This window comes from Streptomyces sp. CB01635 (genome assembly GCF_002803065.1).
In the GTDB taxonomy this organism is placed as follows: domain Bacteria; phylum Actinomycetota; class Actinomycetes; order Streptomycetales; family Streptomycetaceae; genus Streptomyces.
The window spans coordinates 74,453-92,378 of sequence record NZ_NNBL01000018.1 but is presented as its reverse complement, the minus strand read 5'-3'; the positions used below and the strand labels follow the sequence as shown (position 1 = coordinate 92,378).

19 protein-coding genes are annotated in these 17,926 nt (G+C 71.9%); 12 read left to right on the top strand and 7 right to left on the bottom strand.

Translation table 11 applies throughout. From position 1 onward, the window contains the following. Positions 1-99: 99 nt before the first annotated feature. Positions 100-960, bottom strand: coding sequence for a 3-hydroxybutyryl-CoA dehydrogenase (locus CG723_RS32430; RefSeq protein WP_100597066.1), 861 nt, complete (start codon positions 958-960; stop codon positions 100-102). Positions 961-1,135: 175 nt separating this feature from the next. Between CG723_RS32430 and CG723_RS32425 the strand changes: the two genes are divergently transcribed. Continuing rightward, positions 1,136-2,344: a glycoside hydrolase family 10 protein gene (locus CG723_RS32425; protein ID WP_100597065.1), complete on the top strand. Its 1,209-nt coding sequence runs from the start codon at positions 1,136-1,138 to the stop codon at positions 2,342-2,344. An 18-nt stretch (positions 2,345-2,362) separates the two neighbouring features. Here CG723_RS32425 and CG723_RS32420 read toward each other — a convergent pair whose 3' ends face one another. Together CG723_RS32420 and CG723_RS32415 are read right to left on the bottom strand one after the other, a co-directional pair. Further along, positions 2,363-2,557, bottom strand: coding sequence for a DUF1918 domain-containing protein (locus CG723_RS32420; protein ID WP_100597064.1), 195 nt, complete (start codon positions 2,555-2,557; stop codon positions 2,363-2,365). A gap of 71 nt (positions 2,558-2,628) precedes the next feature. Further along, complete coding sequence (locus CG723_RS32415; protein WP_100597063.1) at positions 2,629-3,597, bottom strand: DMT family transporter; 969 nt, start codon at positions 3,595-3,597, stop codon at positions 2,629-2,631. On the opposite strand from CG723_RS32415, the gene CG723_RS32410 reads away from it, so the two are divergent. The 3 genes from CG723_RS32410 (at position 3,596) to CG723_RS32400 (ending at position 6,207) form a co-directional block, all read left to right on the top strand. Beyond that, the gene (locus CG723_RS32410; RefSeq protein ID WP_100597062.1) at positions 3,596-5,032 is read left to right on the top strand and encodes an aminotransferase-like domain-containing protein; all 1,437 of its coding nucleotides are present in this window, start codon (positions 3,596-3,598) and stop codon (positions 5,030-5,032) included. The genes CG723_RS32415 and CG723_RS32410 overlap by 2 nt on opposite strands. Positions 5,033-5,102: 70 nt before the next feature. Next, entirely contained in the window at positions 5,103-5,552 is a 450-nt protein-coding gene (locus CG723_RS32405; protein WP_100597061.1) for a GNAT family N-acetyltransferase, read from the top strand. Between the two features lie 79 nt (positions 5,553-5,631). Continuing rightward, positions 5,632-6,207, top strand: coding sequence for a histidine phosphatase family protein (locus tag CG723_RS32400; RefSeq protein ID WP_100597060.1), 576 nt, complete (start codon positions 5,632-5,634; stop codon positions 6,205-6,207). A 9-nt stretch (positions 6,208-6,216) separates the two neighbouring features. Here the strand turns inward: CG723_RS32400 and CG723_RS32395 are convergent, their stop codons facing one another. Beyond that, positions 6,217-6,663 carry a DUF6314 family protein gene (locus CG723_RS32395; protein ID WP_100597059.1) on the bottom strand — a complete coding sequence of 149 codons (447 nt, stop codon included), beginning with the start codon at positions 6,661-6,663 and terminating at the stop codon, positions 6,217-6,219. A 170-nt stretch (positions 6,664-6,833) separates the two neighbouring features. Between CG723_RS32395 and CG723_RS32390 the strand changes: the two genes are divergently transcribed. The 7 genes from CG723_RS32390 to CG723_RS32360 all read left to right on the top strand — a co-directional run bounded on the left by CG723_RS32390 (position 6,834) and on the right by CG723_RS32360 (position 13,680). Further along, positions 6,834-8,081: a DUF6745 domain-containing protein gene (locus tag CG723_RS32390; protein WP_100597058.1), complete on the top strand. Its 1,248-nt coding sequence runs from the start codon at positions 6,834-6,836 to the stop codon at positions 8,079-8,081. A gap of 75 nt (positions 8,082-8,156) precedes the next feature. Then, positions 8,157-8,642, top strand: a complete 486-nt coding sequence (locus tag CG723_RS32385; protein WP_199841985.1) for a hypothetical protein — start codon at positions 8,157-8,159, stop codon at positions 8,640-8,642. A gap of 81 nt (positions 8,643-8,723) precedes the next feature. After that, positions 8,724-9,752, top strand: coding sequence for an N-acetyl-gamma-glutamyl-phosphate reductase (gene argC, locus CG723_RS32380; RefSeq protein WP_100597057.1), 1,029 nt, complete (start codon positions 8,724-8,726; stop codon positions 9,750-9,752). A gap of 88 nt (positions 9,753-9,840) precedes the next feature. After that, positions 9,841-10,992 carry a bifunctional glutamate N-acetyltransferase/amino-acid acetyltransferase ArgJ gene (gene argJ / locus CG723_RS32375; RefSeq protein WP_100597056.1) on the top strand — a complete coding sequence of 384 codons (1,152 nt, stop codon included), beginning with the start codon at positions 9,841-9,843 and terminating at the stop codon, positions 10,990-10,992. Continuing rightward, positions 10,989-11,924, top strand: coding sequence for an acetylglutamate kinase (gene argB / locus CG723_RS32370; protein ID WP_100597055.1), 936 nt, complete (start codon positions 10,989-10,991; stop codon positions 11,922-11,924). The genes argJ and argB overlap by 4 nt, the downstream gene beginning before the upstream one ends. Continuing rightward, complete coding sequence (locus tag CG723_RS32365) at positions 11,921-13,123, top strand: acetylornithine transaminase (protein WP_100597054.1); 1,203 nt, start codon at positions 11,921-11,923, stop codon at positions 13,121-13,123. The genes argB and CG723_RS32365 overlap by 4 nt, the downstream gene beginning before the upstream one ends. 17 nt (positions 13,124-13,140) lie before the next feature. Beyond that, positions 13,141-13,680 carry an arginine repressor gene (locus CG723_RS32360; RefSeq protein ID WP_100597053.1) on the top strand — a complete coding sequence of 180 codons (540 nt, stop codon included), beginning with the start codon at positions 13,141-13,143 and terminating at the stop codon, positions 13,678-13,680. Between the two features lie 88 nt (positions 13,681-13,768). Here CG723_RS32360 and CG723_RS32355 read toward each other — a convergent pair whose 3' ends face one another. The 3 genes from CG723_RS32355 to CG723_RS32345 all read right to left on the bottom strand — a co-directional run bounded on the left by CG723_RS32355 (position 13,769) and on the right by CG723_RS32345 (position 16,177). Continuing rightward, complete coding sequence (locus CG723_RS32355) at positions 13,769-14,749, bottom strand: bile acid:sodium symporter family protein (protein WP_199841984.1); 981 nt, start codon at positions 14,747-14,749, stop codon at positions 13,769-13,771. Between the two features lie 126 nt (positions 14,750-14,875). Next, a complete protein-coding gene (locus CG723_RS32350) occupies positions 14,876-15,586 on the bottom strand; it encodes a L,D-transpeptidase family protein (RefSeq protein WP_100597051.1) in 711 nt (236 codons plus the stop codon). Positions 15,587-15,589: 3 nt separating this feature from the next. Then, the gene (locus CG723_RS32345; protein ID WP_100597050.1) at positions 15,590-16,177 is read right to left on the bottom strand and encodes a pyridoxamine 5'-phosphate oxidase family protein; all 588 of its coding nucleotides are present in this window, start codon (positions 16,175-16,177) and stop codon (positions 15,590-15,592) included. A gap of 253 nt (positions 16,178-16,430) precedes the next feature. Between CG723_RS32345 and argH the strand changes: the two genes are divergently transcribed. Then, the gene (gene argH / locus CG723_RS32340) at positions 16,431-17,858 is read left to right on the top strand and encodes an argininosuccinate lyase (protein WP_100597049.1); all 1,428 of its coding nucleotides are present in this window, start codon (positions 16,431-16,433) and stop codon (positions 17,856-17,858) included. Positions 17,859-17,926: the final 68 nt, after the last annotated feature.

Below are 17,926 nucleotides of genomic sequence, written 5' to 3'. Positions count from 1 at the left end.
GGTTCGGGCCCGGCGCTCCGAAGAGCGCCGGGCCCGAACTTTCGATTACGCAGAGTCAGTGCGGCGTCGAACCGCGCGCGATCACGAGTACTGGCGCGATCACGAGTACTGGTAGAAACCCGAGCCCGTCTTGCGGCCGAGACGGCCCGCGTCGACCATCCGCTGGAGCAGCGGGGGAGCGGCGTACAGGGGCTCCTTGAACTCCGCGTACATCGAGTCGGCGACCGAGGCGACGGTGTCGAGGCCGATGAGGTCGGCGAGCTTGAGCGGGCCCATCGGGTGGGCGCAGCCGAGCTCCATGCCGTTGTCGATGTCCTCGCGGCTGGCGATGCCCGACTCGAACATCCGGATCGCGGAGAGCAGGTACGGGATCAGCAGCGCGTTGACCACGAAGCCGGAGCGGTCCTGGGCGCGGATCGCGTGCTTGCCGAGGACCTTCTCGACCAGGGCCTGGGCGCGGCTGATCGTGCCCTCGGAGGTGGTGAGGGCCGGGATCAGCTCGACGAGCTTCTGCACGGGCGCCGGGTTGAAGAAGTGGATCCCGATGACGTGATCGGGGCGCGAGGTCGCCACGGCCAGCTTGACCAGCGGGATCGAGGAGGTGTTGGACGCCAGGATGGCGTCCTGCCGGGTGACGACCTGGTCGAGCACCTGGAAGATCTCGGTCTTGACCTGCTCGTTCTCGACGACGGCCTCGATGACGAGGTCCCGGTCGGAGAACTCCCCGAGGTCGGTGGTGAAGCTCAGGCGGGCCTGGGTCTCGGCCAGCTCCTCCGCACTGATCTTGCCGCGCTCGGCCGCCTTGGAGAGGGAGTTGTGCAGCCGTGTACGGCCGATCTCCAGGGCCTCACCGGTGGTCTCCGCCACCATGACGTCCAGACCGGCGCGGGCGCAGACCTCCGCGATCCCCGCTCCCATCTGGCCGCAGCCCACCACTCCGACGCGCTGGATGTCCCCCATAGGGTCGGTCACCTCGTGCCTTTCGCTGTTCTCCGGCCGGCAGGACTCCCGGGTTCCGGCGCCTGCCTCGGCCTTGCACGTTACTCGGAACCTCCCGTACACGGCGGGCCGGGTCAGGCATGCTGTCCCCAGTGCGGCCCGGAGAGGCCGGGGCTGTTGGCCAGGGGGTGGGCGGATGAGGCATTTGTCACGCAGGGGCTTCGCGGTGGCGGCGGCGGCCGCGCTGACCGGGCTCGCCGCCGGGGACGCGGTCGCCTCCGGGTCCGGCCATGCTCCGGTGGCCCGCGACATGCGGGGCATGTGGCTGGCGACGGTGGCCAACCGCGACTGGCCCTCGAAGCCGGGCCTGAGCGCCGCCCAGCAGCGTACGGAGCTCATCGCGCACCTCGACACGGCGGTGGGCCGGCGCCTGAACGCCGTGGTCTTCCAGGTGCGGCCGACGGCCGACGCGCTCTGGCCCTCCCCGTACGAGCCCTGGTCGGGCGTCCTCACGGGGGTGCAGGGCAAGGATCCGGGCTGGGACCCGCTCGGCACGGCCGTCGCGGAGGCGCACCGGCGCGGGCTCGAACTGCACGCCTGGTTCAACCCCTACCGCATCGCGAACCACACGGACCTCTCCCGCCTCGTGCCCACGCACCCGGCCCGCCGGCACCCCGACTGGGTCGTCCCCTACGGCGGGAAGCTCTACTACAACCCGGGCCTGCCCGAGGTGCGCAAGTTCGTCCAGGACGCGATGCTCGACGCCGTCCGCCGCTACGACATCGAGGCCGTGCACTGGGACGACTACTTCTACCCGTATCCGGTCGCGGGCCAGGTCTTCGACGACGACGCGGCCTACGCGGCGCACGGCGGGAACTTCCCGGACCGGGCCTCATGGCGGCGCGACAACACCGACCGGCTCGTGCGCGAGATGGCCGCGAGCGTGAAGCGGATCAGACCGCGCACCCAGTTCGGGATCAGCCCCTTCGGAGTGTGGCGCAACGCGGCGACGGACCCGCTCGGCTCGGACACGCGGGCCGGGGTGCAGACGTACGACGACCTGCACGCCGACACCCGCAAGTGGGTGCGTGAGCACTGGATCGACTACATCTGCCCGCAGATCTACTGGAACATCGGCTTCGCCGCCGCGGACTACGCGAAGCTCGTGCCCTGGTGGTCGGACGTCGCACGCGGGACGGGGGTGCGCCTCTACGCGGGCGAGGCGCTCTACAAGGCGGGCGATCCGGCGCAACCCGCCGAGTGGCAGGATCCGGCCGAGCTCTCCCGCCACCTCACCTTCGCCGAGCGTTATCCGCAGGTGAACGGACACGTGTTCTTCTCGGCGAAGGAGGTGCGCGCCGACCGGATCGGTGCCATGGCCCGGGTGGTCGAGGACCACTACTAGGGCCTTTCGTCCGGAGGGCTAGGGGGCCGGCTCCTCGTGCTGCACGACGGAGTCGGGACCCGGTGACATCACCGCCTCGTGGCCGTCCTGGAAGCGGACCCTGAACGGCGGCTCGCCGTCGTGGCCCATGATTTCGACGATTTCCGCGACCCGGTCGTGCTCGCCCACGGTCCTGCCGTGCACCCGCAGATGGTCGCCCTTCGTGGCACGCATCGTGAGTGACCTCCTCGTCCGTCGTCGGCCCGTATCTCAAGAGTAGGACCGGGTCCCGGGGTTGGAGACCCTCAGCCGCGTGACCGTTGGGTCACTGCGATGCACACGAGAACGGCCGCCGCGGTCAGGGGCGCGGCGGGGGAGAGGTGCTCGCCGAGCAGGAACACCGACCAGACCAGGGTGAGCAGCGGCTGGGCCAGCTGGAGCTGGCTCGCCTTGGGGATGCCGATCTCCGCCATGCCGCGGTACCAGACGACCAGGCCGAGGAACTGTGAGCCCACGGCCACCCAGAGCAGCCCCGCGACGGCGTGCCCCGTCAGGTGCAGCGGCTCGTGGCCCAGCGCGACGACGGCCCCCGGCACGGCGAGCGGCAGACACCCGACGAGCGCCCAGGCGATGACCTGCCAGCCCGGCATGACACGGGCCAGGCGGCCGCCCTCCGTGTAGCCGGCGGCGCAGACGAGGAGCGCGCCGAAGAGGTACAGGTCGGCGGTGGTGAGCGTGCCGCCGCTCTGCTGCACGGTGAACGCGATCACCGCGGCGGCGCCCGCGCAGGCCGCGATCCAGAAGCCGCGCGAGGGCCGCGCGCCGGTGCGCAGCGCCGAGAGCAGCGCGGTCGTCAGGGGCAGCAGGCCGACGACGACGGCGGAGTGCGCGGTGGTGGCCGTCTCCAGGGCGAGGGTCGTGAGCAGCGGGAACCCGAGCACGACGCCCACGCCGACGACGGCGAGACCGGCCCAGTGCCGGCGCTGGGGTACGGGGACGCGCAGGACGAGCAGACAGGAGCCGGCGATCACCGCGGCGAGGACGCTCCGCACGGTGACGAGGCTCCAGGGCCCGAACCCTTCGAGTCCCCAGGCGGTGGCGGGGAAGGTGAGCGAGAAAGCGGTGACGCCGAGCGCGGCGAGGACGGTCCCGCCACGTGTCGCCTTCGGCGTGAGAGGGGTGGTGGCAGGACGTGGTGACGGGCCCGGCGCGGGGGCCGCGCCGACGTCAACTGCTATCCCTGTGGCGATAGTAGCGCTATTCTCTGTACTCATGCATGAGCGTAGCAGTGTGGGTGAGCTGGCGGAACGGCTGCGAGGGGAACTGGATCGCTACTCTCCAGGTGGAAAGCTGCCGTCCAGCCGGGCTCTCGTCGAGCGGTTCCGGGTGAGCCCGGTGACCGTGTCGCGCGCGCTCGCGCAGCTCGCCGCGGAGGGGCTCGTCGTGACGCGACCGGGAGCCGGTGCGTTCCGCGCGCAGCCCCGTGCCGCGGCACAGCCGGCCGGTGACACCTCATGGCAGGCCCTCGCGCTCAGCGCCGACTCCGCGACCGAGCTGGTGCCGCGGGCCGTGGACGCCTCCGGAGTCCTGGTCACGCTCTCCGCCCCGCCACCGGGAGTCGTCGAGTTCAACGGCGGCTATCTGCACCCCTCGCTCCAGCCGGAACGCGCCATGGCCGCCGCGCTCGCCCGCGCGGGCCGCCGCCCCGGCGCGTGGGGGCGGCCCCCGATCGACGGCATCCCCGAGCTCCGCGAGTGGTTCGCACGCGGTATCGGCGGCGCCATCACCGCCGCCGAGGTGCTGATCGCGTCCGGTGGCCAGTCCGCCCTGGCCACCGCGCTGCGCGCCCTCGCCCCGCCCGGTGCCCCCGTCCTCGTCGAATCACCCACGTATCCGGGCATGCTGGCCATCGCGCGTGCGGCGGGGCTGCGGCCCGTGCCCGTGCCGGTCGACACGGACGGGGTACGTCCGGAGCTGCTCGCCGAGGCGTTCCGGGCGACGGGCGCGCGCGTGTTCGTGTGCCAGCCGCTTTTCCAGAACCCGACCGGCGCGGTCTTGTCCGCGCAGCGGCGTCCCGAGGTGCTGCGGATCGCCCGCGAGGCCGGGGCGTTCATCGTCGAGGACGACTTCGTGCGCCGCCTCGTCCACGAGGACGCGGGACCGCTGCCCAGGCCGCTGGCCACCGACGACCACGACGGCGTCGTCGTCCATGTCTGCTCCCTGACCAAGGCGACCTCGCCGAGCTTTCGCATCGGCTGCCTCGCCGCGCGCGGCCCCGTCCTCGAACGGCTGCGCGCGATTCAGGTCGTCGACCACTTCTTCGTGCCGCGCCCGCTCCAGGAGGCCGCCCTCGAGCTGGTCGGCTCACCGGCCTGGCCGCGCCACCTGCGTACCGTGGCCGCCCACTTGAAGGTGCGCCGCGACACGATGACGGCGGCCCTGCGCACCACCTTGCCCGAACTCACCGTGGGGCACGTGCCGTCGGGCGGCTATCTGCTGTGGCCGCGGCTGCCCGACGGCACGGACGAGGCGGCGCTCGTCGCGGGAGCACTGCGTGCGGGCGTCGCCGTCGCGCCCGGGCGCCCCTACTTCTCCGCCGAGCCCCCGGCCCCGCACATCCGGCTGAGCTTCGCGGCGATCGCCGGGCCCGCGGAGATCACGGAGGGCGTCCGCCGGCTGCGGGCCGCGTGCGACGAGGTACTCGAGTGAGCGACGGGAGCGACGATCGGCGCCCGAAACCGGCTCGACGGACACCGGCCCCGCCTGCAAATCTCGCGTCATGACCGACACCCACGCCACAGCCCCCGCACTCCCCGACGGCTACGAGATCTCGGCCGACACCGCCCGCATCGACGCCGAACGCGTGCACCGCTGGCTCTCCACGGACGCCTACTGGGCCATGGACCGCGCCCGCGAACACCAGGACCGGGCGATCGCGGGATCGCTGAACTTCGGGGTGTACGACTCGGCATCCGGCGAGCAGGTCGCGTACGCCCGTGTCGTGACCGACCACGCCACCTTCGCCTGGCTCTGCGACGTCTACGTGGACCGGGCCGTCCGCGGCAAGAACGTGGGCACCGCGCTCGTCGCAGCCGTCCGCGACCACCTGGAGCCGCTCGGCCTGCGCCGCATCATGCTCGCCACTCAGGACGCGCACGGGGTGTACGAGAAGGTCGGCTTCGCGGCCCTCGCCGAGCCGGGGAACTGGATGGCACTCGTCCTGCGGTGAGCGCGCGGCGGGGCGCATGCGGCTGGCATACGCCCCGTGAACCCTTGACCGCAGCCGTGGCACACCCCACGATCACCGCATGCCCGTTCGCGTGACGCTTCTGGCCGCCGCGCGCAGCGCCTCGCTGCTCGCCGAGCGCTTCGACGACGACCGGCCCCTCGACCACACCGGCTGGCACGAGGTGGAGCTGGCCTCGCCCGCGCTGGTGCCGCTCGCCGCGGCGGAGCTGCGCTACTGCGCGCCCACCGCCCGCAGCCGCGGCACCGCCGAGGCGCTGGGCCTCGCGCCCCTGTCCCAACTCGCCCTGCGTGACTGCGACATGGGCCGCTGGCGCGGGCGCACGCTCGCCGAGGTGACGGCCGTCGAGCCGGGCGCCGTCGACGCCTGGCTGCGCGACCCGCGCTCGGCGCCGCACGGCGGGGAGTCGCTGCTCGCGTTCATATCCCGGGTCGGCGGCTGGCTCGACACGCGGCCGAACGACGACGGCGCGACCGTCGTGGCGGTAGCCGAGCCGGCCGTCGTACGGGCGGCCCTCGTCTACGCGCTCAAGGCGCCCCCGTCGACGTACTGGAACATCGACGTCCGCCCCCTGTCGACCGCCGTCCTCACGGGGAGCGCGGGCCGCTGGAGCGTACGGCTCGACGCCGCGGCCTGAGTCAGGCAGTCAGGCCGCTGCGCGCGTGTACTCGGTGGTGAGCACCAGGTCCTTCGCGGGGCCCTTGACCCGCCACTCCATCCGCCAGTAGTCCGGTCCCGTCACCTCGAACCCGCCGCGGTAGAGGTCCGCCGCGCAGGGGTGGTCCGCCGTGTGGCGGCCGGTGCGCAGGTCCAGATCGTGGAAGAAGCGGCCGTCGGAGAACCGCACGACGGCCGTGCCCGGGGTGTCGCCCGGCAGGAAACGCAGGTTGCGCTCGGCGGGCCGGGCGGCGCCGTGCCACACGAAGGTGCCCGCCTCGTGGTGCAGCAGCCCGCCGCCGTCCTCGTACGTGAAGTCGGTGGTCCCGGAGAAGGTGCCGCCCGCGTCGCCGGCGAGGTCGCGCACCGTTCGCTCGACGTGCCAGCGCCCCGCCAGATGGGCCAGCACGTCGGGAACCGGCCAGGCCTCACTCATCTCGTCCCACCCATCTCGTTGCACGTGCTTCCCATTTTGCCGCTCGCCGGGACCCCGCCCGGCGACGGGGTCCCGCCGCCGGAAATCCCTTGCGTCAACCGCGCGGCCTCTGTCACGCTCTGCCGCATGACGACTGGAAAGGCGGACACCGCCACCCTTCGGTGAGCCCGGTGACGCGTCCCCGCAGGGGACCCTCGAAGATCACGTCCACCCCACCCCGCTCCTCAGGCGAGCGCGTCGAGCTGGCGGGGATCATCGCAGCCGACTGGCTCCGCCACGCACTGTCCGCGGGCCCCTCCGACCGGGCGCGCGCCGAAGCCGCCGTCACCGGCCTGTACCGGCGGCTCGGCGAACCCGCCCCCGACTTCGTCTGGGTGCCCTCTCCCGCCGCCGCGCGACCGGTTCTGCTCGACGCGCCGCACCGCTTCCGCCCGCCGCGCCTGCGCGGCACCCAGGCCCCCCGGCGCCCCACCGACTGGCCGCTGGTCTCCCGGCTCGCGAACCTGGTCGTCGACCTCCGCGACCGCCTGGACGAACGGACCGGGTCGGCCATCGCCTGGCAGTCCTGGTACGGAACCACCGCCCCCAGGACCATGACCGTCCCCGAGGCACTGGCCGCGGGATTCCCGGTGCGCGACGTGGTGGACGCTGTCGGCCGCCACCCACTGCGCACGACCGTCGACGACGCGGTCCGCGCCCCGATCCGCGCGGAACTGATGCGCACCGAAGGGGAGGCGGCCGCCCTCACCTGGTACGGGCAGCACGACGCCGCGTGGATCGCCCACTACGACATACGTGCCCGCGTCGGCCTCGCCACCTACGCCCACGACGACGTGGCGCATCTCGGCCTGTGGGCCGAACTCGCCCGCTCCACCGGCTGGTGGTGGCCGGGCCAGGGCGTCTGCGTCATGTCCGAGCGGCCGGCCGAGATCCATACGGAATCCCAACCGGGCGCGCTGCACGGTGAGTCGAGGCTGCACCGTGACGACGCCCCGGCCGTCCGTTACGCCGACGGCGCCGCCGTGCACGTCCTGCACGGCGCCCACGTACCGGAGTGGGTCCTCACCGACCCGACCCCCGAGCGCATCCACGCCGAACCGAACATCGAGGTCAGGCGCAGCGCCATCGAGCGCATCGGCTGGGCGCGCTACATCGGGCGCGCCGGGCTGCGTCTCGTGAGCTCGGCACCCGACCCCGGCAATCCGAACTCCGAGCTGCAGCTGTACGACGTGCCGCTCGCCCTGTGGGGAAGGCCCACGCGGCTGCTGCTCGCGGTGAACGGATCCGTCGAACCCGACGGGCACAGGCGCCGATACGGGCTGAGCGTCCCGGCCCACTTCGACGACCCGGTCGCGGCGGCCGGCTGGTCGTACGGCCTCTCCGGCGAGCACTACGCACAACTCCTGCGCCGCACGTGAGCAGTGACCACGCAGTGAGCGTCGACCACGCACGTGAGCGTTGACCCACCCCTTCACGCACCCGAGGTGATGAACATGACCATGACCCTGCCCACGCCCCCGACCGCCCCGCCCACCCTCGCCGACCTCACCGCGCGCACCGGACTCGACGTCCTCGACCACCTCGAACGCGAGGTGACCATCCCGGTCGTCGACGGCCTCCAGGCCCAGGGCGACCTGATCGTCATCCCCTACGCGTTCGTCGCGCGCCATCTCCGCGAACCGTGGCGCTCCGACTGGCAGCGCGTCCCCGCGGCCGGGATCGAGCTCCTGCGCAGCGCCGCGGGCGGCCATCCGCACACCCTCGTCGCGGACGAGGGTGTGTGCCGGTGGACGGCCCGCGTCGTCGACGCCACGGGCCTCGCGCTCGGCATGATCGAGAACACCGCCGTCGCCTATCTCATCCACCCCGAACACGGCGGCACCGGCATCGCCCCCGGCCGCTACCTCGTGCGCCGCCAGCGCGAACGCGCCGCGTCGCGCCAGGGGTGGCGGGGCGGGGACATGCTCGTCGCCGACTGACGGTCCGCGTCCGCGGCGATCACCCGCATTGCATAAACGTGCATCGGTGCGTATAGTCATGCCATCCAAGAGGAGGGTTCCATGGCGGTACGCGTAGCAGTGGCAGGGGCAAGCGGATACGCGGGCGGAGAGCTGCTGCGTCTGCTGCTCGCTCATCCCAATGTGGAGATCGGCGCCCTGACCGGCAACTCGAACGTGGGGCAGGTTCTCGGTGCGCTCCAGCCGCACCTGGTGCCGCTGGCCGACCGGATCCTCGAGCCGACGACCGCCGAGGTGCTCTCCGGGCACCACGTGGTCTTCCTCGCGCTGCCGCACGGGCAGTCCGCCGCCGTCGCCGAGCAGCTCGGCGAGGACACGCTCGTCGTGGACATGGGCGCCGACTTCCGGCTGAAGGACGAGGGCGACTGGGAGAAGTTCTACGGCAGCGCGCACGCCGGGACCTGGCCCTACGGCCTCCCCGAGCTGCCCGGCGCGCGCGCCGCGCTGGAGGGCACCAAGCGCATCGCGGTGCCCGGCTGCTACCCGACCGCCGTCTCCCTCGCGCTCTTCCCCGCGTACGAGGCCGGGCTCGCCGAGCCGGAGGCCGTGATCGTCGCCGCGTCCGGGACGTCCGGTGCGGGCAAGGCGCCCAAGGCGAACCTCCTCGGTTCCGAGGTGATGGGCTCCATGTCCCCGTACGGCGTGGGCGGCGGCCACCGGCACACCCCCGAGATGATCCAGAACCTGGGCGCCGTCGCCGGTGTGCCGGTCTCCGTCTCCTTCACGCCGACGCTGGCCCCGATGCCGCGCGGCATCCTCGCCACGTGCAGCGCCAAGGCGAAGCCGGGCGTGAGCGCCGAGAGCGTACGGGCCGTCTACGAGAAGGCCTTCGCCGACGAGCCGTTCGTGCACCTGCTCCCGCAGGGGCAGTGGCCCGCGACCTCGTCCGTGTACGGCTCGAACGCCGTGCAGGTGCAGGTCGCGTACGACTCGGCGGCCGGCCGGATCATCGTGATCAGCGCCATCGACAACCTCACCAAGGGCACCGCGGGCGGCGCCCTGCAGAGCATGAACATCGCCCTCGGTCTCGACGAGACCACGGGGCTTACCACGATCGGAGTCGCGCCGTGAGCGACGCGCGCGCAGCCGCCGGGCCGCAGACAGGGACGAGAGCCGCGCCGCTGCGCCGCGCGGGCGGAGAAGCGAACGAGGAGACAGCGTGAGTGTGACGGCAGCCAAGGGATTCACGGCCGCGGGTATCGCCGCCGGGATCAAGCAGAACGGCAACCCGGACCTGGCCCTCGTGGTCAACGACGGGCCCCGCCTGGCCGCCGCGGGCGTCTTCACCTCCAACCGCGTGAAGGCGGCGCCGGTCCTGTGGTCCGAGCAGGTCCTCAAGGGCGGGCTCGTGTCCGCCGTGGTCCTCAACTCCGGTGGCGCCAACGCCTGTACGGGCCCGAAGGGCTTCCAGGACACGCACGCCACGGCGGAGAAGGTCGCGGAGGCGCTCGGCCTGAACGCGGGCGAGGTCGCCGTCGCTTCGACCGGCCTCATCGGCGAACTCCTCCCCATGGACAAGCTCCTGCCCGGCGTCGACACGGCGGTCGCCCAGCTCAGCGCGCACGGCGGTGAGAAGGCCGCCGTCGCCATCAAGACCACCGACTCCGTGCACAAGACCGCGGTGTTCGAGGGCGACGGGTGGACGGTCGGCGGCATGGCCAAGGGCGCGGGCATGCTCGCTCCCGGCCTCGCCACCATGCTCGTCGTCCTGACGACGGACGCCGACCTGGAGGCCGACGTCCTGGACAAGGCCCTGCGGGACGCCACCAAGGTCACCTTCGACCGTGTCGACTCCGACGGCTGCATGTCGACGAACGACACCGTGCTGCTCCTGGCCTCCGGTGCCGCCGAGGTCGCCCCCGAATACGCCGAGTTCGCCGAGGCCGTCCGCACGGTCTGCGACGACCTCGGACGCCAGCTCATCGGCGACGCCGAGGGCGCCAGCAAGGACATCAGGGTCGACGTCGTCAACGCCGCGACCGAGGACGACGCCGTCGAGGTGGGCCGCTCCATCGCCCGTAACAACCTCCTCAAGTGCGCGATCCACGGCGAGGACCCCAACTGGGGCCGGGTGCTGTCCGCGATCGGCACGACGTCCGCCGCCTTCGAGCCCGACCAGCTGAACGTCGCCATCAACGGCGTCTGGGTCTGCAAGAACGGCGGCGTCGGCGAGGACCGCGAGCTCGTCGACATGCGCTTCCGGGAGGTCGTCATCACCGCCGACCTGGCGGCCGGCTCCGAGACCGCGACGATCTGGACCAACGACCTGACCGCGGACTACGTCCACGAGAACAGCGCGTACAGCTCATGAGCACGACGCGGAAGCACACCGCGCTGCCCAAGGCGCAGATCCTCATCGAGGCGCTGCCCTGGCTCACCCGGCACCAGGGCAAGACCGTCGTCATCAAGTTCGGCGGCAACGCCATGATCGACGAGGACCTCAAGGCCGCCTTCGCCCAGGACGTCGTCTTCCTCCACCACGCGGGCCTCAAGCCCGTCGTCGTGCACGGCGGCGGACCGCAGATCAGCAAGGCCCTCGACCGGCACGGCATCGTCAGCGAGTTCAAGGCGGGCCTGCGGGTCACCACCGAGGACGCGATGGACGTCGTGCGGATGGTCCTGGCCGGCCAGGTGCAGCGCGAGCTCGTCGGGCTCCTCAACGAGCACGGCCCGCTCGCCATCGGCCTCACCGGCGAGGACGCGCACACCATCACCGCCACCAAGCACAAGCCCGAGATCGGCGGCGAACTGGTCGACATCGGCCGGGTCGGCGAGATCACCGAGATCGACACCGGCGCCATCGAGGCCCTGCTCGCCGACGGCCGCATCCCGGTCGTCTCCTCGATCGCCCGCTCCCAGGACGACGGACATGTCTACAACGTCAATGCCGATACGGCGGCTGCGGCACTCGCTGCGGCGCTGGGCGCCGAGACGCTGATGGTCCTGACCGACGTCGAGGGCCTCTACGAGGACTGGCCGAACTCCGACGAGGTCATCAGCCGGCTCACCGCCAGGCAGCTGGAGAAGCTCCTTCCCGAGCTGGCCAGCGGCATGGTCCCGAAGATGGAGGGCTGCCTGCACGCCGTACGCAATGGCGTGACGACCGCCCGCGTCATCGACGGCCGGGTCCCGCACTCGATCCTGCTGGAGATCTTCACCGACGAGGGCATCGGCACGATGGTCGTGCCGGACGCCCCCGAGGCCACCGACGTGAGCGCCATCGACGCACAGGGGGAGTCATGAGCAACCAGGAGCTGACCGCGCGCTGGCAGGGCGCGCTCATGGACAACTACGGCACGCCCCGGCTGCCCCTCGTCCGCGGCGCGGGCGCCAAGGTGTGGGACGCCGACGGCAAGGAGTACGTCGACTTCGTCGGCGGCATCGCGGTCAACGCCCTCGGGCACGCGCACCCCGCCGTCGTCCGGGCGGTCACCGAGCAGATCGCCTCCCTCGGCCATGTCTCGAACCTCTTCGTCGCGGAGCCGCCCGTCGCGCTCGCCGAACGGCTCCTCCAGCTCTTCGGCCGGTCCGGCCGCGTGTACTTCTGCAACTCGGGCGCCGAGGCCAACGAGGGCGCGTTCAAGATCGGCCGCCTGACGGGCCGTTCGCACATGGTCGCCACCCAGGGCGGCTTCCACGGCCGGACGATGGGCTCCCTCGCGCTGACGGGCCAGCCCGGCAAGCAGGAGCCGTTCGTACCGCTGCCCGGCGACGTCACGCATGTCCCGTACGGCGATGCCGAGGCGCTGCGGGCGGCGGTCACGGAAGAGACCGCGCTCGTGATCATCGAGCCGATCCAGGGCGAGAACGGCGTCGTCGTGCCGCCCGCCGGCTATCTCAGGGTGGCCAGGGAGATCACCCGGGCCACCGGCACCCTCCTCGTCCTCGACGAGGTGCAGACCGGCATCGGCAGGACCGGCCACTGGTTCGCGTACCAGGCGGAGGAGGGCATCGACCCCGACGTCGTCACGCTCGCCAAGGGGCTCGGCGGTGGACTGCCCATCGGCGCGACCGTCGCGTTCGGCGAGGCGGCCGAGCTGCTCAAGCCCGGTCACCACGGCACGACGTTCGGCGGGAACCCCGTCGCCTGCGCGGCCGGCCTCGCGGTGCTCGACACCGTCGCGGGCGAGGGCCTCCTGGAGAACGTGAAGCGCGCCGAGGCGCGGTTGAGGGACGGAATCGCCTCTCTCGGGCACCCGCTCGTCGGCCACGTAAGGGGCGCCGGGCTCCTCCTGGGTATCGTGCTCACCGAGCCGCGCGCGCCCCAGGTGCAGCAGGCGGCTCAGGACGCCGGCCTCCTGGTGAACGCGCCCGCCCCCGATGTCGTACGGCTCATGCCGCCGCTCAACCTCCGCGACGACGAGGTGGACACCTTCCTCCAGGCGCTGCCCGGCGTTCTGGACAAGGCCCTCGAAGGGGCCGACGGGGAAGGACGATCCTGAGGAATGGGACGACGACGATGAGTCAGGCGCAGGACAACGAGCACGCCGCGGGACCCGCCGTGCCGCAGACCCGCACCGCGCGCCACCGCCGGATCGTGGACATCCTCAACCGGCAGCCGGTGCGCTCGCAGAGCCAGCTGGCGAAGCTGCTCGCCGACGACGGCCTCACGGTCACGCAGGCGACGCTCTCCCGGGACCTGGACGAGCTGGGCGCGGTCAAGATCCGCAACACCGGCGGCGAGCTGATCTACGCGGTACCCAGCGAGGGCGGCTTCCGCACCCCGCAGGCCCCGCTCGGCGGCTCGGCCAAGGAGGAGCGGATGCGGCGGCTCGCGGGGGAACTGCTGATCTCCGCGGAGGCGTCGGCGAACCTCGTGGTCCTGCGCACCCCGCCCGGCGCCGCCCAGTTCCTCGCGTCGGCGATCGACCAGGCGGAACTCCAGGTCATTCTGGGCACGATCGCGGGTGACGACACCTTGATGCTGATCAGCCGCGACCCGGCCGGCGGGCAGGCGCTCGCCGACCATCTGCTGCGGCTCGCCCAGAACGACCACTGAGTGCCCTGGATCCGCGTGCGCTGAATCGTTCTGGCTCGCGCCCCGGACCGCCCGTTGTTCACGGGTGGTCCGGGGCGCTGTCGCGTTCTCAGGCCTGCTCGGCGCGGCGCGCCCGGTACGACATCCAGGCCGCGACCAGGGCGCCCGACACGTTGTGCCACACGGAGAACACCGCCGCGGGGAGCGCCGCTAGCGGGCTGAAGTGGGCCGTGGCGAGCGACGCGGCGAGCCCCGAGTTCTGCATGCCGACCTCGAACGCCATCGCGCGGGACGCGGGCGCCCCGAGGCGGGCGAGCTTTCCGGCGCCGTAACCGAGCGCGAGGCCGAGACCGTTGTGGAGGACGACGGCGAGCAGGACGAGCCCGGCCGCCGACTTGATGGCCGTCGCGCTGCCCGCGACGACCACGGCCACGATGACGGCGATCGTCAGCGCCGACAGCCAGGGCAGGAAGCCGAGCACCCGGTCGACGTACCGGCCGAGGACCAGGCGTACGACGAGCCCCGCGACGACCGGCAGCAGCACGGTCTTGAGGATGTCCGTGACCATCGACCCCGCGTCCACGGGCAGGAACTCGCCCGCGAGGAGCAGGGTCAGCGGCGGCGTGACGAGCGGGGCGAGCACGGTCGAGACGGTGGCGACGGAGACGGACAGGGCCACGTCGCCGCGCGCCAGGTAGGTCACCACGTTGGAGGCCGTACCGCTGGGGGCGCAGCCCACGAGGATCACGCCCGCCGCCAACTGGGGCGGCAGGTCGAGGGCGTTGGCTATCAGCCAGCCGAGCCCCGGCATGATCACGTAGTGCGCGACGAGCCCGAGGCCGACGGCCCAGGGCCGCTTCGCGACGCCCTTGAAGTCGTGCGGGGTCATCGTGAGCCCCATGCAGAACATCACCACACCCAGCAGGTACGGGACGTTCGTCTTCCAGCTCACGAAGGCGTCCGGCAGCGCGAGCCCGATACCGCCCGCCGCGAGCACGAGTACGGGGAACACGGTGACGGCCAGGCGCGCCGCGCGGTTGCCGGTGTCCGTCGGCCGGGTCTGCTGAGGGGTCAGTTGTTCGGTCTGCACCGGGCGATGCAACGCCGCCGGCCGGTGTGCCCGCAACCCCGTCTCGTTATGTGGTCCCTACATCTTCATGGGATCGCCACACATTCGCCTTCAGGGGTGGGCGCAATCAGTGGCGAAGGTGCCGCCTCAGTAGTTCGTGATCGCCGTCGGGCCGCTCGCCGTCCCGATTGCGATGTGCGGTCGCCGGCCGGGCTCGGCCCAGCGCAGGATGCGCCGCATCGCGTCCGCCGGGACCGACACGCACCCGGCCGTCGCCCCGCGCCCGTTCACGTGCAGGAAGATCCCCGCTCCGCGGCCGTGCACCGGCTTGTCGTAGTTGTAGGCGATGACGAAGGCGTGTGCGTACTGGGTCGCGTACGACACGAGGTGTTCGGACTCGGCGGCGCGGCAGTCGGCCGGGCGCGGCTCGGTCCAGCGGTTGTAGGACCGTGAGTCGTTGTCCTGGCACCACCATGAGTCCTGGTGCACGCGCCGGTAGGCGGTGGCCGTGCCGATGGGCGCGGGCTCGATCCCGAAGGCGTAGGGCAGGCCGTACAGACCCGTGGGTGTCGTGTACGTGCCCTGCTTGCGCGAGCCCCCGTCGGCGAGGCCCTTCGACCCGAACCGCGCCGCCGCCGAACCAGCCGCGACCCACTGCCCGTCGCGCCGGTCCCACCAGGTGACGGTGCCTGTGGTGGAGCCCGTGCGCGCGGCCTGTGCGGTGACGAGCTGGGAGCCGCCGCCCGTGTCGGCCATCCGCGCGGGCAGCGGCGCGGGCCCGCCGGGCGGTGCCGCACCCAGGATCAGCAGGGCGGTCGTCGCGGCCAGGGACGCGATGGTGACGGATCGTGAACGCATGTGTCAGACGGTAGTCGGAGGCAGCGGAAGCGGCAGCCCCGGAAGTCCGTCGATGCTGTGCTCGATGTGTTCCTTCTTCTTGAAGTACTCGCTCAGGGAGGCGTCGTCCTCACGCGCGAAGCGCTTCCCGTGCAGATCGCGGTCCGCGTCGTACGACATGAAGGGGACCGCGTATCCGCAGCTGTCGCGGACGAGCTCGGCTGTGACGACGATGATCGCGCGCAGGCCGTGCCGGGTCGGGTCGATATGGGGGAAGTGTTCGAGCAGCTCCTTGAACCTGGCGTCGTCACGGAAGACAGGTTCGCCGTGGCCGTGCACCCGGACGATGTTCGGAGGGCCCTGGAAGGCGCACCACATGAGGGTGATGCGGCCGTTCTCGCGCAGGTGCGCGATGGTCTCGGCGGTGCTTCCGGCGAAGTCGAGATAGGCGACGGTCCGCTCGTCGAGCACGGCGAAGGATCCGGTCAGCCCCTTGGGGGAGAGGTTCACCGTGCCGCCTTCGGAGAGGGGGGCCGTCGCGGTGAAGAACATGGGCTGCGCCTCGATGAAGGTGCGCAGCCTGCCGTCTATGCGTTCGTAGGTCTTTCCCATGGTTCTGGATTATCGACCCGAGATCGTTCGCCTGTCTAAGAATTTCGCGCGTCTCGGTCCGTGGAGAGCTCGATTCGGGGGTCGATTGACGAATCATGCAGTCCAATGCATACTCATGCATGACGTCATCGACGTCTTCGCCCTGTCCTCGAAGAGCGCGGCGAAGCGCGACCTCGCCTGATACCCGTTACGGGAAGGGGCGGGACGGGGAAGAGAAAACCCGCCCCGCGTCACCGCACATCTAGGAGCAACCGTGAGCAGCAACACCGGCGATGTCCGCCTCTGGGGCGGCCGGTTCGCCGACGGCCCCGCCGAGGCCCTGGCGAAACTCTCCGCCTCGGTCCACTTCGACTGGCGCCTGGCGCCGTACGACATCGCCGGCTCCCGCGCCCACGCGCGCGTGCTGCACAAGGCGGGCCTGCTCACCGAGGACGAGCTGACCCGCATGCTCGCCGGCCTCGACCAGCTCGAAGCGGACGTGGCGGACGGCTCGTTCGTCGGGACGATCGCCGACGAGGACGTCCACACGGCGCTGGAGCGCGGCCTGCTGGAGCGCCTCGGCGTCGACCTCGGCGGCAAGCTGCGCGCCGGCCGGTCCCGCAACGACCAGGTCGCCACGCTCTTCCGGATGTACCTGCGTGACCACGCGCGCGTCATCGGCGGCCTCGTCACCGACCTCCAGGACGCGCTCGTCGGCCTCGCCGAGGCGCACGCCGACGTCGCCATGCCCGGCCGTACGCACCTCCAGCACGCCCAGCCGGTCCTGTTCGCGCACCACGTCCTCGCGCACGTCCAGTCCCTGTCCCGGGACGCCGAGCGGCTGCGGCAGTGGGACGAGCGTACGGCGGTCTCGCCGTACGGCTCCGGCGCCCTGGCAGGTTCGTCGCTCGGCCTCGACCCGGAGGCTGTCGCGAAGGACCTCGGCTTCGAGCACGGCTCGGCCGCCAACTCCATCGACGGCACCGCGTCGCGGGACTTCGTCGCGGAGTTCGCCTTCATCACCGCGATGATCGGCGTGAACCTCTCGCGCATCGCCGAGGAGATCATCATCTGGAACACGAAGGAGTTCTCCTTCGTCACTCTCCACGACGCCTTCTCCACCGGCTCCTCGATCATGCCGCAGAAGAAGAACCCGGACATTGCCGAGCTCGCCCGCGGCAAGTCCGGCCGCCTGATCGGCAATCTGACCGGCCTGATGGCCACGCTCAAGGCCCTCCCGCTCGCGTACAACCGCGACCTCCAGGAGGACAAGGAGCCGGTCTTCGACTCCTGCGACCAGCTCGAGGTCCTGCTGCCCGCGTTCACCGGCATGATGGCCACGCTCACGGTCAACCGGGAGCGGATGGAGGAGCTCGCCCCGGCCGGCTTCTCGCTCGCCACCGACATCGCCGAATGGCTCGTCAAGCAGGGCGTGCCGTTCCGCGTCGCGCACGAGGTCGCCGGCGAGTGCGTCAAGGAGTGCGAGCAGCACGGCATCGAGCTCGACCAGCTGACGGACGACCAGTTCGCGAAGATCTCCGAGCACCTCACGCCCGAGGTGCGCACCGTCCTCAACGTGCAGGGCGCGCTCGCCTCGCGGGGCGGCCGGGGCGGCACCGCTCCTTCGGCCGTCGCGGTGCAGCTCGCCGAGGTGAAGGACGACCTCGCCGTGCAGCGCGCATGGGCCGAAGCCAAGTCCTGACCTGCCTCTTGTGCGGCCCGGCCCTTCAGGGGGCCGGGCCGCGCTGCGTTGTCAGTGGCTCCCCCTAA